This window comes from Clostridium sp. CS1-1 (assembly GCF_056135525.1).
The window spans coordinates 253,674-277,409 of sequence record NZ_CM148680.1 but is presented as its reverse complement, the minus strand read 5'-3'; the positions used below and the strand labels follow the sequence as shown (position 1 = coordinate 277,409).

Below are 23,736 nucleotides of genomic sequence, written 5' to 3'. Positions count from 1 at the left end.
CAAAAACTGTTACAATATGCTTGATTTTTATATCAATCGAATTCCGCTAAAAATGTACACTCCTAATTTAAAAATCCCTAGGGGTGTGTATTAATTCCAATTGAATCCAAAATTTTATGCCTTCTATTGCATATTTAGTCTTGTGTTTTCGCCAAAAAACACTGAAAGCCCTTGAAATCAAGGACTTTCTCTATGTATCAATATTTAAGTTCTTATTTGGTGGAGGCGAGGGGTGTCGAACCCCTGTCCGAAAGCCGTAATACCTAGGCATCTCCGAGTGCAGTCCTTAGTTTAAATTTCCCTCTGCCAGACGCCTAAGGACAGGCTTCTAGTTTCGGTAGCTTCATAAATTCCGTTTCTAGCTCAAAGCTTTGCTAGACTCGGTTCACCGCTGTCGACGCCCTATCCTAAGCCGCGGTACTCAAAGGTAGAACGTAGCAGACTAAGCTGCTAATGCAAAATTATCGTTTGCGTTTATCTTTATTCCCATAGTTTTTTAACGCGGGCCCACAGGTTCCCTCGACTCGCTTCCCAGATACAACATACCCCCGTCGAAACCAAGTACGCCCCCATGTTATTAAATATAACACTCGGGTTATGAGTGTATCATCATAAAACTTATAAACGCATATTCTATTATTTTATGTTATTAAATTGTACCATTTAAAGTTCTCATCGTCAAGGACTTTCATCTACCTGACATCTATTATAATACATCATAAGTTAGAAGTTATCAATAGTATTATTAACTCCAATTCAGTAAGTTTTTTAGATATATTAATATAAATTTCCTTTATATTAAATGCAATACTAATAACATACTATGTATTTAACCTTTATTTCCAATTTTATTGTTATATATGTGTAGCAGCTTTCCTAATTATAAATAAGAGGCAGAGTTTATTCCTTACTTTAAACAAACTCTGCCTAGCTTTAACTAAATCAGAAACATTGCTACAATTGTAGTTGCAATTAAACCTATAACAACCGGTTTAATATTTCTCTTAGCTAATTCAAAAGCATCAACTCCACATATAGCAGCTACAGGTATTACTGCCCAAGGAATTATTGTTCCTCCACCTACCCATATTCCTGCTATTTGTCCGAGTGCAGTTAATGTTTCTACGCCTCCATGTAAAGCTGTTGAAAATAGATTTGCTATTGATCCAACTAAAGATATTCCCGAGAATCCTGATCCGTCTAAACCAGTAATTGCTCCCACAGTTGTTAGTGTTACTGAAGCAACAATAGAGTTTAATGGAACTACATTTGCTAAAGCTACACCTAAATCGTTGACTATTCCATGGGACCCATTAGGTAGTAGTTTACCAAAAATATCATTAAATGCTGAGTCACCAAGATAGAAGAATGCTGCTATAGGAATAACAACTCCAAATATCTTAAAGCCAAATTGCAATCCCTTTACAAGATCATTTGTTATCTTTTCTAAAGATTCCTTCTTATAAGCTATGATTGATATCAAGCTTAATATAAATACTGCTGTCCCTCCTATTAGAGCTGTTGCATCTCCCCCCTGAAGTTTTGCAAAGTACATTACAACTATATCTATAGCAAATAAAATTAGAGTAAGAGCACCTAAAACTTTTCTAGCTGTATTAGAAGCAATTAATGCTGAGGATTCTTCTTTTTCTATCTCTTCTTCAACATCATAATCTACAACTAATTGGCCAGATTTAATTTCTTTTCTTAACATATAAAAAGCTGCAATAGTTGTTACCAAACCCATGGTAATAACTAAAGGTATACTCGCAGAAATAACGCTGGAAACTTCTATCCCAGCTGCATCTGCAGTAAGCTTAGGTGCAGCTTGAATTATATAATCACTAGATAAAGCTATCCCATGTCCAAACAAGTTCATAGATATAGCTACCCCTATAGCTGGAAGCCCTGCTTTTTTTGCTATAGGTAAAAATAACGCACCGATAAGAGCAACTGCTGGCGATGGCCAGAAAAACCAAGAAAGTGTCATCATTACTAAACCTATAATCCAATATGCTATCCAATAATTCTTTATTATTGGTTTAAAAGGAGAAATTAATGCCTCGTTTATTCCTGAAGCTATTAAAACGTTACTCATTGCAGTGATAATAGATATAATAAATATAGTAGGCATTAGTTCTTTTGTAGCATAGACAAAGCTATTAAATACTCCCATAGTAGACTTGTACACAGATCCAGTTGCAATCATACCTAGGATAAATATCCCAACTATACAAATTAAGGATATATCCCTCTTCATCACCATCGCTGCTATGATTATAAGAATTAAGATTAAGTAAATATAGTGCAAAGAAGTTAATGTTACTACCATTGCCTTCCTCCGTATAGAATTATTATAATATTAGATTATGCATATACTTAATATATGGTGATAAGATATTTAGTAATAATAACTATTATTACTAGCAAATGTTTAAAAACTTTTATGTAATCTAGTCTGAAAAGCTATTAATACCACTTTCTTCTATAGGTATTGTAATTAGTAACACTGTATTATAAATTTTATTACATAAAAAATGAGCTGTCTCAAAATGCATATCTGTGCATTACGAGAAGCTCTTTTCTCATGATATCACTTAAATCATAACTTTACTTGGCAAAACCCTATATAAAACTATTGTTTTTATATAACATTTAGACTATATCAAAACTTTTTGTATTCATATTCACTTTGAGATAATCCCTTATCTAAGTCTCTCTTTCATCTGCCTATCAATATCTCTTTTAGCCGCCTTTTCAAGCATAGCATCTCTCTTATCGTAGTCCTTCTTACCTCTAGCCACTGCTAAGTTTACTTTTACCCTTCCATTTTTAAGGTAAAGTGATAAAGGTATGAGAGTATATCCTTTTTGAGTTGTATATCCAAGCAATCTAGATATCTCGCTTTTGTGAAGAAGTAGCTTTCTGTCCCTTAGAGGGTCTTTGTTAAATATATTCCCCTGCTCATAGGGGCTAACGTGCATGTTTCGAACAAATATTTCTCCATTTAGTATATCTGCATAGCTATCTCTTAAATTTGCTTTACCAGCTCTTATAGACTTAACCTCTGTGCCCACAAGCTCTATGCCTGCCTCCATGCTTTCTTCTATAAAATAATCATGTCTTGCTTTTCTATTTTCAGCTAGTGTTTTATTTCCAGTTTGTTTCTTCATATCAACACCTACTTTTTCCTTTATATAAGATATTTTATTATATTACAAATATATCCAAAAGTCAATATTCCTATAAACAGAATTCTTGGCATCAGATGGAGTTTTAACTCTACCTGATGCTTAGAAGTCGTTATCCAGCGACGTAGCCGCCCTAATACTACCCCTTGGAGAAAAGCAGATATCCCAAATCTCTGATTTGGTGATAGTCGCTTTCACACCGTGCAAGCAGATATCCCAAATCTCTGATTTGGTGATAGTCGCTTTCACACCGTGCGGGGTAGTATTAGAGCGGGTAGTCATCGGATAAATAGAGTGCGGGGGATTATTAAAACGACTATCGAATAAAGCCGATGAGCAGCAAATTAATTGCTTTCCATTATAGCAAGGGCAACAGCACCTATAACACCAGCCTCTGTTCCTAAGGCTGCTGGCACTATCTTAGTACTTTCTGACATAGACTTGAAGCATCTCTCCCTTACTACTTCCCTTACCTTTTCAAATACTATGTTTCCTCCTTTAGAAACTCCACCTCCGATTATAACCATTTCTGGATCAAAGGAAGTAATTATATTAGCAACACAGATTCCAAGGTAGTCTAAAGATTTATCAAGAACTCTTTGAGCCACTTTATCGCCATTTTCTGCTTCTTTAAACACCTCATATGAAGTTACATTCTCGTATCTAGCTAAAGAAGTATCTGCTCCCTTTGCAACTTCTTCTCTTGCCGCTCTACCTATTGCAGTACCGGAAGCAAGTGCTTCTGCACAGCCATAGTTTCCGCAGTTACATTTAGGACCATTCCTTTCTAACGTCATATGTCCTATTTCTAAAGCATTTGAAGTATTACCTCTATATATTTTTCCGTTTAGCACAGCCCCGCCACCTATTCCAGTGGAAACTGTTATAAATACCATATTGTTTGTTCCTTTACCTGCACCAAAAATATATTCACCTATGGCTGCTGCATTGGCGTCGTTGTCTATATAAACAGGCATATCGAACTTGTCTCTTAAAGGCTTAACGATATTAAAGTTCTTAAAAGGAAGATTCGGAGTGGTTATAATTTTTCCTTCCTTTGCATCTAGAGGTCCTGGTGAGCCTATACCTATAGCTACTATTTTATCTATATCTACCTTAGAGTCCTCTATTACCCGTTCTGCAACAGATGTTATTCTTTCTAGTACTGCCATTTCACCTTCCTCTGCCTTTGTAGGAAGTGTATACTTAGAAATTGTATTACCATTAAAGTCTGCAACAGCTCCACTTATCTTAGTTCCGCCTAAATCAATTCCTACCACGAATTTATCCCACATCCGAATTCCTCCATAAACATATTACTTTACTTAATTATACACTGTTTACCACCATTTTCACAAACATTGATTTTCAACTTTCAGATTCAGCCCATTTTATATAATATAAGTTTATGAGGGTTTTAATACTTCCTATTTTAATTACATCCCTACCCTAAAATGATCTGATACAACAAACTTATTTTCATAATTAAGCACTTCATTTTTTCAAAAACTTTTACTTATGAAAAAGGAGTAAGTATTTTATGTTTAATTAAAATACCTACTCCTTCCTCATATTTATCTGATAACTACCCAATCTAATATTCCCTACATCATAGTTTCTCTAATCACTTTAACAACTCTAAGTTAAAGCTAACTTATTTTACATTATCATTAATTTTTAAAGCTTCTCTATTAACTCTATCTAAGCTTTCTTTGAAAGTTTTCTGCAAGCACTATCTCTACCGTTTTAGCGCTATCTTCAATTTTTTTATCGTTTCTATTTAAGTCTCTATTCCCTATGCCATCTGTAGTATATCCATTTATTGTTTCAATTGATGATATAGATAATTCACTTGCAAATTCACTAAGATCGGTATTTTTATTTTGTATACCACTATTTTGAGGTGTTGATTCACTCACTGTTGGTGTTCTTGACGCATCTCCATAAACCTCATCCATTGTGACATTTTCAGTATTTAAATCGCTACTACCGATTCCATCTGTTGTGTATTCTCCATCTAAGTGATTTTCAGACATATCCTCTTCTTCATCTCCTTTTATTAACTCAAAGTATATTTCATGAGAGAACATATCAACCTTTAAAACTCTAATTTTTACATCATCACCAAGTCTATATATCTTTTTAGTCCTTTCTCCTATAAGACTTAGATGTCTTTCATCATAAACATAGTAATCATCATCCATAGTGCTCATATGAACAAGACCTTCAATAGTGTTTGGAAGTTCCACAAACATTCCAAAATTAGTAACAGAAGATATTATACCTTCGTATTCCTCTCCTATTCTTTCACTCATGTATTCAGCCTTCTTTAGATCATCTACTTCTCTTTCTGCATCCTGAGCCAATCTTTCCATATCAGATGATTGTTTTGAAGCAGATTCTACCTCTCCGGTTAACCTCTTCATTCTGTTATCATCTATTTTTCCATTTATAAATTCTTTTATTATTCTGTGTATGATAAGGTCAGGATATCTTCTTATAGGAGAAGTAAAGTGGCAATAATATTTTGCCGCAAGACCAAAGTGACCTACACATTCAGGTGAATATCTAGCTTGCTTCATTGAACGAAGTAAAAGTGTACTTACTACTGTCTCTTCCTTCTTTCCCTTTATTTTTTCTATAACATCCTGTAAGGCCTTTGGATGTATTTCTTTTCCCCACTTTATTACGTATCCTAAGTTGTGAATAAACTCCCCAAAATGTTCAAGCTTTTCTTCATCTGGATCTTCATGTATTCTATACACAAATGGCATGTTAGCCCAATACATATGCTCAGCTATAGTTTCATTACATACCAACATAAATTCTTCAATTATTCTATTAGCTATTGCTCTCTCATACGGTTTTATATCTATAGGTTTTCCCAATTCATTAAGAATTATCTTACATTCTTCAAAATCAAAATCTATAGCACCGCGACCAATTCTTCTTTTGTTTAATACTCCGCATAATTCTTCCATAAGCTTGAAAGTATCTACTAAGTAGTCATATCTTTGCATAACTTCTGGGTCTTTATCCCTAATTATTTTCGTTACATTAGTATACGTCATTCTTTCACTAGTTTTTATTATACTTTCCACTATTTCATGGTCAACTACTTTACCTGATTTATCAATTTCCATGAAACAGCTTAAAGTAAGTCTATCCACCTTTGGATTCAAGCTACATATACCATTTGAGAGCTTCTTAGGAAGCATTGGTATAACCCTGTCTATCAAATATACAGAAGTCCCTCTCTTTAGAGCTTCTTTATCCAAAGGGTTCTTTTCTCTTACATAGTGGGATACATCAGCTATATGTACTCCTAGATAATAGTTTCCATTTTCTAGCTTTTCTATAGATATAGCGTCATCTAAATCCTTTGCATCTTCTCCATCAATTGTAACTATTGTTAAGTCTCTCAAGTCTTTTCTTCTTGTATATTCTTCTTCAGGTATCTCTTCTGGTATTCCTCCAGCAAAAGAATCTACCTTTGGAGGGAATTCTTCTGGAAGACCGTACTTCTTGATTATTGTTAGTATATCAATTCCCTTCTCGCCCTTCTTACCTAGTATTTCAGCAACCTTTCCTTCTGGGTTTCTTCTCTTATCTGGCCATGAAGTTATTTCAGCTATTACTACATCCCCAGTTTTAGCTCCTTTTTTGGATTCTTTAGGAATAAAAATATCCTGATATATTCTCTTTTCTTCTGGTACTACAAAACCAAAATTACTGCTATCTTCATAAGTACCTATAATAGTTTTATTTACTCTTTCAAGTATCCTTATTATCTCACCTTCACGTTTTTTGCCCCTATTCTCTTCTCTTGTTACTTTAGCAACTACTCTATCACCATTCATAACTCCGTTCATATGAGAAGCTGGGATAAATAAATCTGGAGTTTGGTCATCTGGTATAACAAAGCCGAATCCTTTTTGGTGTCCTTGGAATTTTCCAACTACAAGTCCCATCCTCTCTGGGATACCATAAAGATCTGTACTAGTCTTAACTATTTGACCATCTTTCTCCATATCTTTTAATATTTTTTCAAAATCTTTTCTATCTGCCTTTTTTACCGTAAAAATTCTTTGCAACTCATTTAGATTCATAGGCTTATATGCCTGTTCTGTCATAAAACTTAAAATAGTCTCTCTTATGTTCATACTTCCACCTCTTACTTCTTAAGACTTGTTCAATATATAGAATTATCTGTTATTATCTTTATATTATAGATAATAAATTATTCAATAATACTTGTATTATTTATAGAATTTAATAGAATCCTCTATTATTTTTACAAAACTTAATTTAATATATTTGTAGCTTCACCTGACTAACTTGGCGTAAATCTTCTCCACACCACATATAAGCGATTTACATAAAATTATAAATTTTAGTTCTCTGCTTAGCTGAAAACTCAACGCCAAGTAAGCCATGCATTCGCAGCTCTAAAATTCAGATAACGTAAAGGAATCTCTATCTGAATTAAGACCTTGTTTCAATAATATAGCAAAATTATCCAGTAGTCAAATTAATGTTAAAATACTAGACTTATCTAATTAATCTTCCAATATATTAAGTTTGCCTAACAACTCACTACTCTAGCCCCATCTTTTAAACTTAAAACTCTGCTTATAAACAGACTCTAATATATTGTTTCCTTTTTATTCAAAATAATAAGTAGGAAATAAATAGAGTGGTTAAAAACCACTCTATTTATGTAAATCTATTAAATTATCTTATTAAATTCTGCGCTACACATAGGCCTGCAAATATAATAGCAGATATAGTAGTTGTTCTTGACAACATCGCCTCTGAAGTTTTTGATTTGTTTCTTGAATAAAACGATTCATTTCCTCCACCTGAAACTAATCCACTTAAGCCATTAGTTTTGCCTGGTTGAGCTAATACAGAAACTATTAAAACTATAGCTACTATAGTTTGGATAACTATTAAAAAAGTATGCATAACCTTCACCTCCTGGTAACTTAACATACATTACATTTTAACATATAAACTATTGTATTACAATGATATAACACTTACTTTTTACAAAGTTTTACACTAGTCATTAGTTTACAATTACTGATTATCAAGCCTTTAAAAAATGCAGCTCTACTAGAAGCAGTGCTGCATTTCCTAATTCAACTATCTTTTCACGTTATAGAAAGCCTTTAAACCTCTATATTCTCCCATTTCTCCTAGTTCTTCTTCTATTCTAAGAAGTTGGTTATACTTTGCAACTCTTTCCGATCTTGCTGGAGCACCTGTTTTGATTTGTCCTGCATTCATTGCAACAACTAGATCAGCTATAGTTGTATCTTCCGTTTCTCCTGATCTATGTGAAACAACAGCAGTATAGCCTGCTCTCTCAGCCATTTCTATAGCATTTAATGTTTCTGTAAGAGTTCCTATTTGATTTAACTTTATAAGTATAGAGTTTGCAACTCCTCTTTCTATACCAGTTTTTAATCTACTTGTGTTAGTTACAAATAAATCATCTCCAACAAGCTGAATTTTGTCACCAAGCTTTTCAGTGATTATCTTCCAACCTTCCCAATCCTCTTCTGCCATACCATCTTCAATTGAAATTATAGGATATTTATTTACTAAGTCTACATAGTAGTTAGCCATCTCTTCAGGAGTTAGAACTTTTCCTTCTCCAGCTAAGTTATATTTTCCATCTTCAAATATTTCTGATGAAGCAGGATCAAGAGCTATAAATATTTCTTTTCCTGGAGTATATCCAGCCTTCTCTATTGCTTCAACTATAACTTGAATAGCTTCTTCGTTTGATTTTAAGTTTGGAGCAAATCCACCTTCATCACCAACGCCAGTATCATATCCCTTAGATTTTAATAATGATTTTAATCCATGGTAAACCTCTGCACACATTCTTAATGCTTCACTAAAGCTTGATGCACCTGCAGGCATTATCATAAACTCTTGTAGGTCAACATTATTATCTGCATGTTTTCCGCCATTTATTATATTCATCATTGGTACTGGAAGAACCTTTGCATTTACTCCTCCAATGTATTGATATAAAGGAAGTCCAAGGTAGTTTGCAGCAGCATGTGCGCATGCTAGAGATACTCCAAGCATTGCATTTGCTCCAAACTTTCCTTTATTTTCGGTTCCATCAAGTTCAATCATAAGTTTATCTATTGCAACTTGATCAAATATGTTCATTCCGATAAGTTCTTCTGCTATAAAGTTATTTACATTATCAACTGCTTTTAAAACACCTTTTCCATTGTATTTAGTTTTGTCATCATCTCTTAATTCAACGGCCTCAAACATACCAGTTGAAGCACCTGATGGTACTGCTGCTCTTCCTATAGTTCCATCTTCCAAAACTACTTCAACCTCTACTGTTGGAAAAGCTCTTGAGTCAAGAATTTGTCTTGCTAATACATCAACAATTTCTACATAATTTTTCATACTGTTACCTCCTATTTTTTTGCAGAATATTAAGCGCAAGCTTAATATTTCCAATTTTAAATCAATTCAAACTATACAAATATATTAATTTGATAATAGACAGTGGACAATTGGCAGATAAGGCTGATTTTCTTCGCTTCGCTGTAAAAAATCTAAAATTCCTTCACTGCCAACTGTCAACCGCCTTATAAAAACCCTATCCAAAGTATAATCTAATACTACTTTATAAGGCTCTTCCCAGTCATCTCTTCTGGTTTCTCCAGTTGCATAACTTGAAGCATAGTTGGAGCTATATCCGCTAAAATACCACCATCCCTTAATGGTTTAGCATCTTCTGCAACATATAAGAATGGAACTGGATCTGTTGTATGCGCTGTCATTGGTTTACCTGTTGAGTAGTCTATCATTTGTTCTGCATTACCATGATCAGCAGTAATAAATGCAGAGCCACCCTTCTCTAGTATTTTATCCACTACTTTTCCTAAACATACATCTACAGTTTCAATAGCCTTTTTAGCTGCATCAAGTACGCCTGTGTGGCCTACCATGTCTGGATTGGCATAGTTACATATAATCATATCATACTTATCTTCATCTAATCTTTTTAATAGTTCATCTGTAAGCTCATAAGCACTCATTTCTGGTTTCATATCATAAGTTGGAACCTTGGGTGAAGGTATAAGTGCTCTATCTTCATTTTCATTTGCTACTTCAACTCCTCCATTAAAGAAGAAAGTTACGTGTGCATATTTTTCAGTTTCTGCTATTCTTAGCTGATTTTTACCTAGTCTACTTACATACTCACCTAAGGTATTTGTATAACTTTCATTTCCAAAAGCTACATCTACTCCTTCTAGAGTTATATCATATTCAGTTAAGGTTACAAATGTAAGATTTAAGGTTTCTCTCTTAAACCCTTCAAACACCTTGTCATTTATTGCTCTTGTTATTTCTCTAGCTCTATCAGGTCTAAAGTTAAAAAATATTACAGAGTCCTTATTTTTTATTGTAGCCTTTGGTTTTCCATCTTCAACTATTACTGAAGGAAGTACAAACTCATCTGTTTTGTTATCACTATAAGACTTATCTACAGCTTCTATAGCACTTGATGCTTCTTCACCATTACCAAGCACCATTGCATTATATGCAAGCTGAACTCTTTCCCATCTTTTATCTCTATCCATAGCATAATATCTTCCTGATATAGTTGCTATTTCTCCAACTCCAAGTTCTTTCATAAATCCTTCTAAATCAGAAATATACTCTTTCGCTGAAGCTGGGGGAACATCTCTTCCATCAAGAAATCCGTGAACATATACTTTTTGTAAGCCTTTTTCTTTTGCAAGCTTTAAAAGTCCTTTTAAGTGTTCTGTATGAGAGTGAACTCCACCTGGTGATAAAAGTCCCATTAAGTGAAGTGATGAATTGTTTTCTTTTGCACTATTTACTGCTTTATTCAAAGCAGCGTTATCGGCAAAATCTCCATCTTCTATAGACTTCGTTATTCTTGTTAGCATTTGATATATAACTCTTCCAGCACCTATATTCAAGTGACCAACTTCTGAGTTTCCCATTTGTCCCTCTGGAAGTCCAACACTTAAACCACTAGCCCCTATTTCAGTATAAGGATAGCTACTAAAATATTTATCATAGTTTGGCTTGTTTGCTGCCTTCACTGCGTTTCCTTCTACTTTGTCTGAAATTCCGAATCCATCAAGTATGATTAATGCTACTGGTTTTTTACTCATCTTTACCTCCGATTTTTGAGTTAGGAGTTAAAAATTAAGAGTTAAGAGTTATGAATGGTTTTTCCCACCGACTCTTAATTCTTAGCCCTTAACTCTTAACTAAATTAATAATTAACTATCGCCGCAAAGTCTGCTGCTTTTAAACTAGCTCCTCCAACTAATGCTCCATCTATATCACTTTGAGCCATTTGTGCTTTTATTGTAGATGGCTTTACAGAACCACCGTATTGTATTCTAACTTTATCAGCTACTTCTTTTCCATACATTGAAGCTACTACACTTCTTATATAAGCTATAGTTTCATTTGCTTGTTCATCTGTTGCAGTTTTACCAGTTCCTATAGCCCAGATTGGTTCGTAAGCTATAACTACTTTTTCGACGTCTTCAACATTAAGACCAGCTAAATCCACTTTTATTTGTCCTTCTAAAACTTTTTCAGTTATATTTGTTTCTCTTTCTTCTAAAGATTCACCACAACATACTATTGGAATTAAGTTATGCTCTAATGCCTTCTTTGTCTTTTTGTTTACAGTTGCATCAGTTTCATTAAAGTATTGTCTTCTCTCACTATGTCCAATTATTACATACTCTACTCCCATTTGCTCAAGCATTAAAGGTGATACCTCTCCAGTATATGCGCCACTTTCTTCAAAATGCATGTTTTGTGCACCAACTTTTACATTAGTTCCTTTAATCGCCTTTAAAACTGCATCTAATGCAATAAATGGCGGGCAAACTACTACATCACACTTTGCATCATTTACAAGACCCTTTAACTCTTCAACTAATTTTAAACCTTCTTCTATAGTATTATTCATTTTCCAGTTTCCAGCTATGATTGACTTTCTCATTATTAATTACCTCAATTCTTTTATTTATTTTATCTAAGTTCCAATCCTACTTATCGTTAAGTGCAACAATTCCAGGTAATTCTTTTCCTTCTAAAAATTCAAGTGATGCTCCACCACCGGTTGAAATGTGAGTCATCTTATCGCCAAATCCTAGGTTGTTAACAGCTGATGCACTGTCGCCCCCTCCAATTATTGTTGTTGCATCTGATCCTGCCATAGCTTCTGCAACAGCATAAGTTCCTTTTGCGAAGCTCGGGAATTCAAATACTCCCATAGGTCCATTCCAAATAACAGTCTTAGCTTCTTTTACTGCTTGTGCAAAAAGTTCAGCTGATTTTGGTCCTATATCTAATCCTTGGTGATCAGCTGGAATATCTCTTCCTTCAGAAACAAATGGAGTTTCATCTTTTCCAAAAGCCTTAGCATATGTTACATCTATAGGAAGTAATAATTTTACTCCCTTTTCTTCTGCTTTCTTCATCATATCTCTTGCATAATCAATTTTATCTGCTTCTAAAAGTGATTGACCTATTTCATGTCCTAGTGCCTTTAAGAATGTATATGCCATTCCTCCACCTATAATTAGGGTATCAACTTTATCTAGTAGATTGTTTATTACTCCTAGCTTATCTGTAACCTTAGCTCCTCCTAGAATTGCAACAAATGGTCTTTGTGGATTTTCAACTGCATCACCTAAGAATTTTAATTCTTTTTGAATTAAGTATCCACATACTGAAGCTGATACAAATTCAGTAACTCCCACTGTTGAACAGTGTGCCCTGTGAGCTGTTCCAAAAGCATCATTTACAAATACATCTGCTAATGAAGCTAATTCTTTTGAGAAGTTTTCTTCATTTTTAGTCTCTTCTTTTCTATATCTTGTATTCTCTAGTAATACTATATCTCCATCTTTCATATCAGATACCGCTTTTTTAGCATTCTCTCCAACAACGTTATTGTCAGCTGCAAATACTACTTCTTTTCCAAGCATTTCTGATAATCTTTTTGCAACTGGCTCTAATGAAAGTTCTGGCTTAGCTTCTCCCTTTGGTTTTCCAAGATGTGAACAAAGTATAACCTTTGCTCCGTTATCTACTAGGTATTTTATAGTTGGCATTGCTCCAACTAATCTATTTTCATCTGTTATTTTTCCTTCTATTAGCGGAACATTAAAATCGCATCTTACTAAGACTCTTTTGCCTTTTACTTCTATATCTTCAATTGTTTTTTTACTAAATTTCATTAAAAACACTCCTTTTTTTAATTGACAGCTGACGATTATTTTTTTATTAATCGTTGCTAATTGACCATTTACAATTATACATTATTTTTCCACCTGTTTCATCAATTGTTTAAGGAAAATAATTTAGTTAAGCTACCATTATTAAAAAAGTCTGGCCTTATAGCCAAAACTACAAAACCAGACCTTATTTGTTTTAATTGTATATTAATTCTACAATGTTGATTATCGAATTATAGTCTATCTGCAACAAACTTAGTTAAGTCAGCTAGTCTATTTGAGTATCCAGCCTCGTTGTCGTACCATGAAACAACCTTAACCATGTTTCCTTCTATAGCCATTGTTGACATAGCATCGATGATTGATGATCTTTCATCTCCTCTATAGTCTATAGATACTAATGGCTCTTCGCTGTATCCAAGGATACCCTTCATATCAGTTTCTGATGCTTTTTTGAATGCAGCATTAACTTCATCTACAGTAGTATTTTTTGCAAGTTCAACAACTAAGTCTGTACATGATACTGTAGGAGTTGGAACTCTTAATGAGAATCCATTTAATTTTCCTTTTAATTGTGGTAATACTAACGCAACTGCCTTAGCAGCTCCAGTTGTTGTTGGAACCATTGACTCTGCAGCAGCTCTAGCTCTTCTCATATCCTTGTGTGGAGCATCAAGTAATCTTTGGTCTCCAGTATATGAGTGAACAGTTGTCATTAAACCTTTAACTATTCCAAACTCTCTGTCAAGAACTTTAGCAAATGGCGCTAAACAGTTTGTTGTACATGAAGCGTTTGATATTATATTATGGTTAGCTGCATCGTATTTCTCTTCGTTAACACCCATAACTATTGTTATATCTTCATTTGAAGCTGGTGCTGATATAAGAACTTTCTTAACTGTTCCACCAATATGTGCATTAGCTTTTGTAGCATCTGTAAAGAATCCAGTTGATTCTATAACTATTTCTGCTCCTACTGAATTCCAATCTATATTCTTTGGATCTTTTTCAGCAAATATCTTTATTTCTTTTCCATTAACTACTATTGAAGCATCTTTAGCTTCTACAGTTCCGTCAAATTTTCCGTAAAGTGAATCATATTTTAATAAGTGTGCTAATGTTTTAGCATCTGTTAAATCATTGATACCTACAACCTCTAATTCGCTTGCATAGTTCTTAACTAATGCCTTAAATACGTTTCTTCCTATTCTTCCAAAACCATTAATTCCAACCTTAACCATATGAAAATTCCTCCTAAACAATTAAATAATTTATATTAATAAAATTTATTGGCTATTTTAAAAATTCTATCACTTCTCTAGCAGCACCTTCATCTGTAACTAATACGCTGTTATGATAATTCTTTTGTATAGAAATGATTGCTTCCGCCTTATCTTTTCCACCAGCTACACCTATTACCGTGTCTATTTTTCCAATATCTTGGTTTCTGATTCCTATGCTTGGTGTAGAATGTACTATGTTACCTTTTTTATCGTAGTAATATCCAAAGGCTTCTCCTACTGCTTCTGAGCATTCTATTTTGCTTATTTCATCTACTGCTAAGCCTCTTCTTCTTGACATTTCATCTGCTCTTCCAATACCATGAATTAAAATATTAGCATTATAAACAGTATCAAGTATATCTCTTATATCTTTTTCTTGAATAATAGTACTCATAGCCTTATCACTTAAGTTATCTGGTATATGTAATAACTTATAATTACCATCTACTTTATTTGCAAGTTTTTCAGCAAGAGTGTTCGCTTGTGTTTCTACGTTTTTTCCCATTCCACCTCTAGCTGGAACTACTAGCACATCCTTAATATTTGATAGCTTAGGTACATTATCAATTACCTCTTTTATGGTAGACCCTCCAGTAATTGCAATTATGCTTCCGTCAGTTATTATATCTTTTAGATAAACCGCTGCAGCTCTTCCAATTTCATTTACTACAGTTCTATCTTCATCTAAGTTTCCTGGAACAATTATTACTTTTTTTAAGCTTAAACTTTCTTTAATAAACTCTTCAAGTTCTGATAAACCTTTTAACTCATGTATAAAATCTTTAAGTTTATCTATTATTTCTTCGCCCTCTTTTGTTATTGTCATACCTGGCGTATTTATCTCAATAAAGTTTTGACTTTTCAAGAAGTTTATTTCAGTTCTTACTATTCTTTCACCAATTTCCAAGTTATTAGCGAGTACCCTTCTGCCAATGGGTTGATTATAATATATTGTTCGCAGAATGTTATACCTTTTTTCAAGCAATTCTACAAGTTCTGGTACTATCTTCTGTTGCAACTTTAGCACATCTTTCATTTGACTACCCCCTTGGTCACTTAATGTCCCAGTACTCTATTTCTTGTCCCACTTATATTATAAAATAAATAAATCCTTTTTTAAATAGTATTTTCAAAAAAAATATGAACAAATTGTGAATAATGGGGAGAATTAGAATCTCTTTCTCCCCTTAGATGATTTTATTCCCAGTTCCTCTCTATATTTTGCTACAGTTCTTCTCGAAATATTCATGCCTTCTTTATTTAATAAATCACATATAACTTGATCTGAAAGAGGCTTTTCCTTATCTTCTTTATCTACTAACTCTTTTATAGCATTTTTAATAATTTTTACTGAGACATCTTCCCCACTGATACCTGATGATATAGCTGTAGTAAATAAATCTTTTATTCTTATGGTACCCTTATTCGTATATATATATTTATCTCTAATTGCTCTACTGATTGTGGATTCATGCATCTCTAATTCTTCTGCAATTTCCTTTAGAGTCATTGGTTTTAAATATTCATCTCCAAAATCAAAGTAATCCCTTTGTTTTTCTAAAATCTTTTCCAGCACCCTATATATTGTGCTTTTTCTATGCTGTATACTTTTAATTAAAAACATCGCACTATTTATTTTTTCCTTTACATAATCAACAGCATCTTTATCATCTTCATTTTTAATTATATCTTTATATATTTCATTTATAGTAAGCCTAGGAGACAATTCTTCATTCATTATTATAAAATATTCATCATCAATTTTTCTTATATAAGCATCTGGTGCCACATACTTAACTTCTTCTCCAGTGAAAAAACCTCTAGAAGGTTTAGGTTGTAAGGATTTTATTACGTCCCCATACTCCTGCGCCTTCTTCACATCTATTTGTAATAGCTTTGCAATATTATTGTATTTATTTTCAGCCAGTAATTCTAAATATTCATCTATTATTCTGAATATGTTTTCATCCTCTATGCCTTTTTTTACTAATTGTATCTTTAGACAATCTTTTAAGTTTCTTGCACCTATTCCGCTAGGTTCAAGGGATTGTATTACCATCACGCAATATTCTGTGATTTTTTGGGATATTTTAAGTTCTTCACATACATCTCTATCCTCTATCTCTAAATATCCTCTTTCATCTATATTTTCAACAAGATATACACAAATAGACTTTATGTAATCATTTTCATTTAAATCTCTAATTTGCTCTTTTAAGTACTCTTTTAATGACTTCTTCTCTGATATGAAATTAAAAGGCGATACTTCATCTTCATCATTTTTTTCATAACCATGATGGCTATAGTTATCAAATTCCAAATATTTTACCAATTCCTTATAGTCTAATCCGTTTTTCTCTCCACTTTCTGTAGAAGCCGCCTTTGCATCAAGTACGGGGTTCTCTTGTATTTCTTTCTCTACATACTCTTGTAGCTCAAAACTAGACATTTGAAGAAGTTTCACTGATAACTGCATTTCCTGAGTCATTATAAGCTTTTGTTCTTGCGTTAAACTTAAACCAAAATCCATATTCACGTTAATTACCCCATTTCTACACCCTAAATTCACCTACTCTATTATAGCATGAAGACAACCTATATAAAATCAAGAATTGAAAGTGTATTGAATATAATTATTAACAAAAATAAAAAGAACTTGGAAATCCAAGTTCTTTTTACCTCTGTCCTTTTTCATATGGTACTCCGTCTGCCGCCGGTGCAGTTGTTTTTCCAACGAATCCAGCTAACGCAAGCATTGTTAAAATATAAGGAATCATTGTATAAACCTCAGTTGGTATATTTAGAGCAAGACTTTGTGCATTTATTTCTAATGCATTACCAAATGCAAATAGTAAACATGCCCACATTGTACCTTTCGGTTTCCAGTTACCAAATATCATTGCTGCAAGTGCAATAAAACCACGTCCTGAAACCATTCCTTCTTTATAAACAGGAGTCATTCCTAAGGATAGCGCAGCGCCACCAATACCTGCAAGTACTCCTGAAATTATTACACACAGATATCTTATTTTATAGACACTTATTCCTAGAGTATCAGCTGCGCTTGGATGCTCTCCAACAGCTCTAATCCTAAGTCCTAGTGGTGTTTTGAATAATACATATTCAGATATAAATACAAACAATAAAGCAAGTATTACAAACCAGTTTAAGCCTCCTATTAACGGCCCTATCCAAGGAATACTCTTTATTGCTTCTGGAATATTGTATGAAAGTCCTGTAACTATATCTGTTTGGCCACCCTTTTTAAATATCTTAAAAATAAGAAAGCTTGCAAAAGCTGTAGAGAAAAGGTTTATAGCTGTACCAGATATAACCTGATCTGCTTTCAGATGTATACTTAAAAATGCATGAAGTGCTGCTAAAAGCCCACCCGCTACAGCAGCAAATACTATTCCAACTATAGCACTTCCTGTGATATAAGAACCAAAAACAGCAAAGAAGGCACCTATTGTCATCATTCCGTCAAGGCCAATGTTAACAACACCAGATTTCTCTGAAAAAACTCCTCCAAGACCCGCAAATATAAGTGGTGTTGCCATCCTCAAGGTGGATGCAATTATTACTATAATAAGTCCTGTACTATCCATTTGCAATCACCCCTTTTTTTCTTTTTCTATTTTGGAAATACTTAACTATATAGTCAGTAGCAACGAAAATTATAACTATTGATTGTATTAGATAAACTATTTCCTTTGGTATATCATTCAATTGAAGTATTCTAGAGCTACTGTTTAACGCACCAAATAATAGTGCAGCTGGAATACATCCAATTGGATTACTTTTAGCTAGAAGTGCAACAGCTATACCATCGAATCCATATCCTATGAACCCCATCAAATCCGTGCTGCTATACATTACACCTGCTAAGTGAGTAGCTCCACCTATACCTGCAATAGCACCAGATAAAACCATCGCTAATATAGTATTTTTTGCTATATTGATTCCACCATATTCAGCACCATAAGCATTGATTCCTACTGCTCTTATCTCATAACCTACTGTAGTCTTCCATAATAACCAGTAAATGAATATAGCAAAAATAATAGCTAGTATAAGTCCAATATTCGCTCTGCTTGCTCCGAATGTAAGAAGCTTGGCACTTTCTTGTATTTCAGGAGTTGAAGCTTTTGATGCAATACCGATAGGTGTTCTAAGTACAATTATATTAACTAAGTTTAAGCCAATGTAGTTCATCATTATTGTATTAATAACTTCATTTGTACCAAACTTAGCTTTCAGATATCCTGGTATCGCCGCCCACAATCCTCCACCTATAATACCTGACAGAATTATTAAAGGTACATGTATCCATGGGCTTAATCCTGGAATCAATCCAACTATAGCTGCGCAAATTAACCCTAAAGTAAACTGCCCTTCAACCCCGATGTTAAACAGTCCACATTTAAAAGCTATAGCATGTGCAACTCCTGTGAATATTAGTGGGGTTACAAAAACCATAGTTTCAAGGGCCTTTGATGGCTCTCCAAAACTTCCACTTATAATTAAAGTTATAAGATCACTTAGAGCTGTGAAGTACTCCGTTATTGAGTATTCCTTTGCCCACATAACAAAGAACACTGCCACAAACAATGAGACTACTATTGAAAATAGTGGAAAAGCAAGGCTTTTTATAGCATCATTGATTGCTCCCATTGCATTATTCTTATTCTCCGCTTTGCTCAAAATCATTCACCTCTTCCTTGTTATCCAAAGTTCCTCCTGCCATTAGTATACCTAATTTCTTTTCATCTGCATCTTTTCTATCTAGCACATCTACTATTCTTCCATCATACATAACAGCTATTCTATCTGAAAGTGCCAGTACCTCATCTAATTCGAGTGATACTAGTAAAACTGCCTTACCCTTATCTCTTTCACCTACTAATCTCTTATGTATATACTCTATAGCTCCTACGTCTATACCTCTAGTAGGTTGTGCTGCAATTAAGAAATCTGGATCCTTAGCTATTTCTCTTGCTGCTATTAACTTTTGCTGATTACCGCCAGACAGTGCAGAAGCTTTTACTTCATCATTAGGAGTTCTAACATCAAACTCTTCAATTAACCTCTGGCAATGTTTACGAATCTCACCGTAATTCATAACTATACCATTGCTAAAAGGCTTATTATGATAAGTTCCCAAAACTGCATTTTCAAATAGTGAGTAACCTAAAACAAGGCCTCTCTTATGTCTATCTTCAGGAATATGTGATAAACCACTATCAGTAATTTGTCTTGGACTCTTCCCAAATATATCTTCATCTTTTAATATTATTTTCCCTGATTCAGATTTTCTAAGCCCTGTTAAAGCCTCAATAAATTCTGTTTGTCCGTTTCCATCTACTCCTGCAAGACCAACTATTTCTCCTGCTCTAACTGTAAGATTTATTCCTTTTACAACTTCTACCCCTCTGTGATCCTTTACAACTAAATTTTCAACCTTTAGTACTTCAACACCAGCTTTAGCTTCACCTTTTTGGACAACTAGATTTACTTTTCTACCTACCATAAGCTCTGCAAGCTGATCAATATTAGTTTCTTTTGTTTTAACAGTTCCAGTTACTTTACCTCTTCTTATTATTGTTACCCTATCACTCATCTTCATAACTTCCTTTAATTTATGAGTTATTAGAATAACCGACTTCCCTTCTTCTTTCAGATTATCTATTATTACACCTAATTCTTCAATCTCTTGCGGAGTTAGCACTGCAGTAGGTTCATCAAGAATTAATACGTCTGCACCTCTATATAAAGCTTTTAAAATCTCAACCTTTTGTTGCTGACCAACAGAAATATCTTCAATAACAGCATTAGGATCTATATTAAAACCATACTTATCTGCTATTTCTTTCACATCTTTAACGGCTTTCTTTATATCAATTCTTAATCCTTTTTTAGGCTCCAACCCTAGAACTATATTCTCAGCTACAGTAAAATTATGAACTAACATAAAGTGCTGATGAACCATTCCAATTCCAAGTCTAATAGCATCATTAGGATTAGTTATCTTTACTTCTTTACCGTTTACATGTATTTCACCTTTTTCTGGTTGATAAAGGCCGTAAAGCACATTCATAAGTGTAGTTTTACCTGCACCATTTTCACCAAGCAAAACATGAGTTTCACTCTTAAGCAATTCGAAATTTACATTATCATTAGCTACAGTTCCGGGAAAAACCTTTGTTATTCCAATCATTTCGATTACCTTTTCCATTTTTACCCTCCTCATCATAACATTGCCGCTTCTTTTGTAGAGAAAAAGCTAGGTATATGCCTAGCTTATGCATATTATACCTAGCTATTATATTACTTTGGTAATATTCTAGTAAAGAGATTTTTTTTAATTACCCTATGGAATATATTTGAAGTATTCTCTTGTATTGTTCTAATTTAAACAAATTAAATTTTAGATTGCAGGCGCTGTAAATTTCATCGCCTCTTCTTTTGTAGCTGGAACAGTTATTTTTCCGTCTATTATAGCTTTTCTATACTTATCAACTAAATCTAAAACATCTTTTGGAGTATTTTTATTAGAAGTTGCAGCTATATCAACACCTTGCTCTTTTAATCCGAAGACTTTTAATGCTCCACCTTCGAACTTGTCATTAGCTAAACCTTTAGTTGTATCATAAGTAGCTGTATCAACTCTCTTTATCATGCTTGTAAGGATAACGTCTGCATATTCTGGAACAGTAAGAGATTGATCCATATCAACGCCTATAGCCCAAAGCTTCTTATCTGGTTTGCCCATAGCTTTTGCAGCTTTAAATAATCCAAGACCAGTCCCACCAGCAGCATGGTAAATTACATCACAACCACCATTGTACATAGCACTTGCAAGTTCCTCACCTTTAGTTGGATTTGCAAAATCAGCAGCATATCTTATATCAAATTGAATATTTGGATTAATAGCTCTAGCTCCAGCTATGTATCCAGCAGCAAATCTATTTATTAATTCAAAGTCTTTTCCACCAATAAATCCTACTTTACCGGATTTGCTCATCTTTGCAGCAATAACACCTGTTAAAAAAGAACCCTCTTGCTCTTTGAAGTTAAGTGAAACAACATTTTTTTCTTTAACTTCTGAGTCTATGATTGCAAATTTCTTGTCAGGATATTTTTTAGCCATAGCTGTCATAGCGTCTGCCATTTGATATCCTACACCAAATACTATATCAGAACCATTATCAACTAATGCTTGAAGATTTGGTTGGAATTCATCTTTCTTTTTTGACTCGATAGCCTTATAATCTATGTTCTTAAGTTCACTCTTGGCTTTGTTTATTCCTTCGTTAGCAGCCTGGTTAAATGACTTATCATTTAAACCACCTTCATCAGTTGCAAGACCTACTTTTATCTTCTTCTCTTGCTTTGTTCCGCCACCTTCTGTACCGCTTTGTTGTTTTTGACCACAGCCTGCAAATAATGATACTGTCATTATTGCTGCAGCAAATAATGATACTACTCTCTTTTTGTTCATTAAAGTTTCCCTCCTAAAACACCTATTTTTATTTATATGATTTGTCTATGCCAGTAAATTATTCTACAAAAAGTTTGCTTTTCCTTCTAAAGATTTAATAATATTTTCCACATTACTATTATGGCAAATTAAAACTAAGATTATTATAAATTTAATCTTAATTACACCTTAATTATATAATATTTAAAATAAGACCCCTGAGGTCTTAAACAGGTTTATCGAATACCGACAGACTTGCTTGTGATCTCCGGGGTCTTGCATCCCACCATTAGGGTAATATTTACTTAAATCCGTTCTTTATTAGTATCTCTGTTGCCTTTTCACCAACTGCTTCTGGTACTAGAATAATTGGTCCAGTACATCCCATACCACTTTCAGAATAAATACCTTCCTTCCATAATGCTTTACAAGCATTTTCAAGTTCTAGTATATCTATTCCTGGTATAGCATAAGTAACTACCTGCTTAGGAGGCATTTCTACCTCTTCCTCTACTGCTGGCTTTTCTTTAGCTAATAACTTTCCTAATATATCTTTTAATCCAGCTTCGTTTGCCTTTGTGAACTCTTGTTTTGCTTTTCCTAAAACATCGTTTTTAGCACAAGTTGCACAATATCTTAAAGCTTCGCTTATAAGTGGTGCACCTGATGCCCTAGAAACTATGTTAACTAGCTTATCATAAGATTCACCTATTCCAGGACCATATCCATATCCTAGAGTTTCATAATCTCCTCCAGTTGTATAAGAAGCGAAAATTTTGATTAAAAGGTTTCCTGTTAGAGAATCGCATACCATTACGTCTGGTGTTCCTGCTAAAAGGTCATTTCCCCTCATTACTGAACCACCGTCTGCTCTTAGGGAGTCTGAGAACTTAAAGTTATATCCTTTAGATTGTAATTCTTTAAGGGCTCTCTCGACGCCTCTTGCTCCATCTATGTTTAAAATACCTACAGTCGGATTATCTATGCCCACTGATTTTGCTACAGCTATTCCAGATATAGCATTCTTTATCATGCCTTCTACTCTATTTGTAGAAGTAGTTCCTGTAGTAGTTGCAATTATAAGTTCTCTACCTTTACCAGGAGTTAACACTCTTCCTACTGTTGAAACCCCTATCGGAAAGTCAAAGTGTTGAGTCACGCAGCCATCTAATTCTTTCTTTTCTAGAAGCTCTACCATCTTCTTATGACCTTCTTCTGCGTCCTTAACTTCTACTATTTCAAAGCTGCCTTCTACTTTAGGTCCTATTAAAACTATATCAAAGTCACCATATTTACTTTTAGCCATTTGAGCAGCTCTTACCATTTCATCTACACCGTGCTCCGAACCAAAAGTGGTGAGTCCAATTCTTACTTTTTTACCGAAGCTTCCGGATTTTATGCCGTCAGCTATTTCACTAAAAACTTCTGATATTATTTTTTTAGTTGCATCCATTAAGATCACCCCTTTTAAGTTGAGAGTTGACAATTGACAGTTAACA

General features: G+C 33.9%; 16 protein-coding genes, 1 other RNA gene and 1 pseudogene. All 18 read right to left on the bottom strand.

Features of this window, described 5'->3' with window-relative positions; translation table 11 throughout:
* Window positions 1–217: 217 nt before the first annotated feature.
* The 18 genes and pseudogenes from ssrA to grdD all read right to left on the bottom strand — a co-directional run bounded on the left by ssrA (window position 218) and on the right by grdD (window position 23,690).
* Window positions 218–571, bottom strand: a transfer-messenger RNA (tmRNA) gene (gene ssrA, locus AC0N0V_RS01315).
* 366 nt (window positions 572–937) lie between these two features.
* Window positions 938–2,332: a hypothetical protein gene (locus AC0N0V_RS01310; protein ID WP_474461746.1), complete on the bottom strand. Its 1,395-nt coding sequence runs from the start codon at window positions 2,330–2,332 to the stop codon at window positions 938–940.
* A gap of 373 nt (window positions 2,333–2,705) precedes the next feature.
* Window positions 2,706–3,173 carry an SsrA-binding protein SmpB gene (smpB, locus tag AC0N0V_RS01305; protein ID WP_474461745.1) on the bottom strand — a complete coding sequence of 156 codons (468 nt, stop codon included), beginning with the start codon at window positions 3,171–3,173 and terminating at the stop codon, window positions 2,706–2,708.
* A gap of 362 nt (window positions 3,174–3,535) precedes the next feature.
* Window positions 3,536–4,486 (bottom strand): ROK family protein, encoded by a 951-nt coding sequence (locus AC0N0V_RS01300; protein ID WP_474461744.1) that lies wholly within the window; start codon window positions 4,484–4,486, stop codon window positions 3,536–3,538.
* Window positions 4,487–5,230: 744 nt separating this feature from the next.
* Window positions 5,231–7,354 (bottom strand): annotated as a pseudogene (gene rnr, locus AC0N0V_RS01295) (ribonuclease R); the annotation flags it as partial.
* Between the two features lie 571 nt (window positions 7,355–7,925).
* On the bottom strand, window positions 7,926–8,159 hold the full coding sequence (secG, locus tag AC0N0V_RS01290; RefSeq protein ID WP_474461743.1) for a preprotein translocase subunit SecG: 234 nt from the start codon (window positions 8,157–8,159) through the stop codon (window positions 7,926–7,928).
* 180 nt (window positions 8,160–8,339) lie between these two features.
* The gene (gene eno / locus AC0N0V_RS01285; protein WP_474461741.1) at window positions 8,340–9,635 is read right to left on the bottom strand and encodes a phosphopyruvate hydratase; all 1,296 of its coding nucleotides are present in this window, start codon (window positions 9,633–9,635) and stop codon (window positions 8,340–8,342) included.
* A gap of 218 nt (window positions 9,636–9,853) precedes the next feature.
* The gene (gene gpmI, locus AC0N0V_RS01280) at window positions 9,854–11,383 is read right to left on the bottom strand and encodes a 2,3-bisphosphoglycerate-independent phosphoglycerate mutase (RefSeq protein ID WP_474461739.1); all 1,530 of its coding nucleotides are present in this window, start codon (window positions 11,381–11,383) and stop codon (window positions 9,854–9,856) included.
* Between the two features lie 104 nt (window positions 11,384–11,487).
* Complete coding sequence (gene tpiA, locus AC0N0V_RS01275; RefSeq protein WP_474461737.1) at window positions 11,488–12,234, bottom strand: triose-phosphate isomerase; 747 nt, start codon at window positions 12,232–12,234, stop codon at window positions 11,488–11,490.
* Between the two features lie 46 nt (window positions 12,235–12,280).
* Window positions 12,281–13,477, bottom strand: coding sequence for a phosphoglycerate kinase (locus tag AC0N0V_RS01270; protein WP_474461736.1), 1,197 nt, complete (start codon window positions 13,475–13,477; stop codon window positions 12,281–12,283).
* A 230-nt stretch (window positions 13,478–13,707) separates the two neighbouring features.
* The gene (gene gap, locus AC0N0V_RS01265; protein ID WP_474461735.1) at window positions 13,708–14,715 is read right to left on the bottom strand and encodes a type I glyceraldehyde-3-phosphate dehydrogenase; all 1,008 of its coding nucleotides are present in this window, start codon (window positions 14,713–14,715) and stop codon (window positions 13,708–13,710) included.
* A gap of 52 nt (window positions 14,716–14,767) precedes the next feature.
* A complete protein-coding gene (locus AC0N0V_RS01260; protein WP_474461734.1) occupies window positions 14,768–15,793 on the bottom strand; it encodes a sugar-binding transcriptional regulator in 1,026 nt (341 codons plus the stop codon).
* A 132-nt stretch (window positions 15,794–15,925) separates the two neighbouring features.
* A complete protein-coding gene (gene rpoN / locus AC0N0V_RS01255) occupies window positions 15,926–17,287 on the bottom strand; it encodes an RNA polymerase factor sigma-54 (RefSeq protein WP_474461733.1) in 1,362 nt (453 codons plus the stop codon).
* Window positions 17,288–17,432: 145 nt separating this feature from the next.
* A complete protein-coding gene (locus AC0N0V_RS01250; protein WP_474461731.1) occupies window positions 17,433–18,365 on the bottom strand; it encodes an ABC transporter permease in 933 nt (310 codons plus the stop codon).
* Window positions 18,358–19,461: an ABC transporter permease gene (locus AC0N0V_RS01245; protein ID WP_474464396.1), complete on the bottom strand. Its 1,104-nt coding sequence runs from the start codon at window positions 19,459–19,461 to the stop codon at window positions 18,358–18,360. The genes AC0N0V_RS01250 and AC0N0V_RS01245 overlap by 8 nt, the downstream gene beginning before the upstream one ends.
* A complete protein-coding gene (locus AC0N0V_RS01240; protein ID WP_474461730.1) occupies window positions 19,442–20,992 on the bottom strand; it encodes an ABC transporter ATP-binding protein in 1,551 nt (516 codons plus the stop codon). Before AC0N0V_RS01240 ends, AC0N0V_RS01245 begins: the two co-directional genes overlap by 20 nt.
* Before the next feature lie 192 nt (window positions 20,993–21,184).
* A complete protein-coding gene (locus AC0N0V_RS01235; protein WP_474461728.1) occupies window positions 21,185–22,258 on the bottom strand; it encodes a BMP family lipoprotein in 1,074 nt (357 codons plus the stop codon).
* Between the two features lie 280 nt (window positions 22,259–22,538).
* Window positions 22,539–23,690 (bottom strand): glycine/sarcosine/betaine reductase complex component C subunit alpha, encoded by a 1,152-nt coding sequence (gene grdD, locus AC0N0V_RS01230; protein ID WP_474461727.1) that lies wholly within the window; start codon window positions 23,688–23,690, stop codon window positions 22,539–22,541.
* Between the last annotated feature and the right edge of the window lie 46 nt (window positions 23,691–23,736).

Bases quoted from the DNA above. Each gene is read 5' to 3' on its own strand.
- AC0N0V_RS01310 (WP_474461746.1), bottom strand. From the start codon at position 2,332: ATGGTAGTAACATTAACTTCTTTGCACTATATTTACTTAATCTTAATT.
- smpB (WP_474461745.1), bottom strand. From the start codon at position 3,173: ATGAAGAAACAAACTGGAAATAAAACACTAGCTGAAAATAGAAAAGCA.
- AC0N0V_RS01300 (WP_474461744.1), bottom strand. From the start codon at position 4,486: ATGTGGGATAAATTCGTGGTAGGAATTGATTTAGGCGGAACTAAGATA.
- secG (WP_474461743.1), bottom strand. From the start codon at position 8,159: ATGCATACTTTTTTAATAGTTATCCAAACTATAGTAGCTATAGTTTTA.
- eno (WP_474461741.1), bottom strand. From the start codon at position 9,635: ATGAAAAATTATGTAGAAATTGTTGATGTATTAGCAAGACAAATTCTT.
- gpmI (WP_474461739.1), bottom strand. From the start codon at position 11,383: ATGAGTAAAAAACCAGTAGCATTAATCATACTTGATGGATTCGGAATT.
- tpiA (WP_474461737.1), bottom strand. From the start codon at position 12,234: ATGAGAAAGTCAATCATAGCTGGAAACTGGAAAATGAATAATACTATA.
- AC0N0V_RS01270 (WP_474461736.1), bottom strand. From the start codon at position 13,477: ATGAAATTTAGTAAAAAAACAATTGAAGATATAGAAGTAAAAGGCAAA.
- gap (WP_474461735.1), bottom strand. From the start codon at position 14,715: ATGGTTAAGGTTGGAATTAATGGTTTTGGAAGAATAGGAAGAAACGTA.
- AC0N0V_RS01260 (WP_474461734.1), bottom strand. From the start codon at position 15,793: ATGAAAGATGTGCTAAAGTTGCAACAGAAGATAGTACCAGAACTTGTA.
- rpoN (WP_474461733.1), bottom strand. From the start codon at position 17,287: ATGGATTTTGGTTTAAGTTTAACGCAAGAACAAAAGCTTATAATGACT.
- AC0N0V_RS01250 (WP_474461731.1), bottom strand. From the start codon at position 18,365: ATGGATAGTACAGGACTTATTATAGTAATAATTGCATCCACCTTGAGG.
- AC0N0V_RS01240 (WP_474461730.1), bottom strand. From the start codon at position 20,992: ATGGAAAAGGTAATCGAAATGATTGGAATAACAAAGGTTTTTCCCGGA.
- AC0N0V_RS01235 (WP_474461728.1), bottom strand. From the start codon at position 22,258: ATGAACAAAAAGAGAGTAGTATCATTATTTGCTGCAGCAATAATGACA.
- grdD (WP_474461727.1), bottom strand. From the start codon at position 23,690: ATGGATGCAACTAAAAAAATAATATCAGAAGTTTTTAGTGAAATAGCT.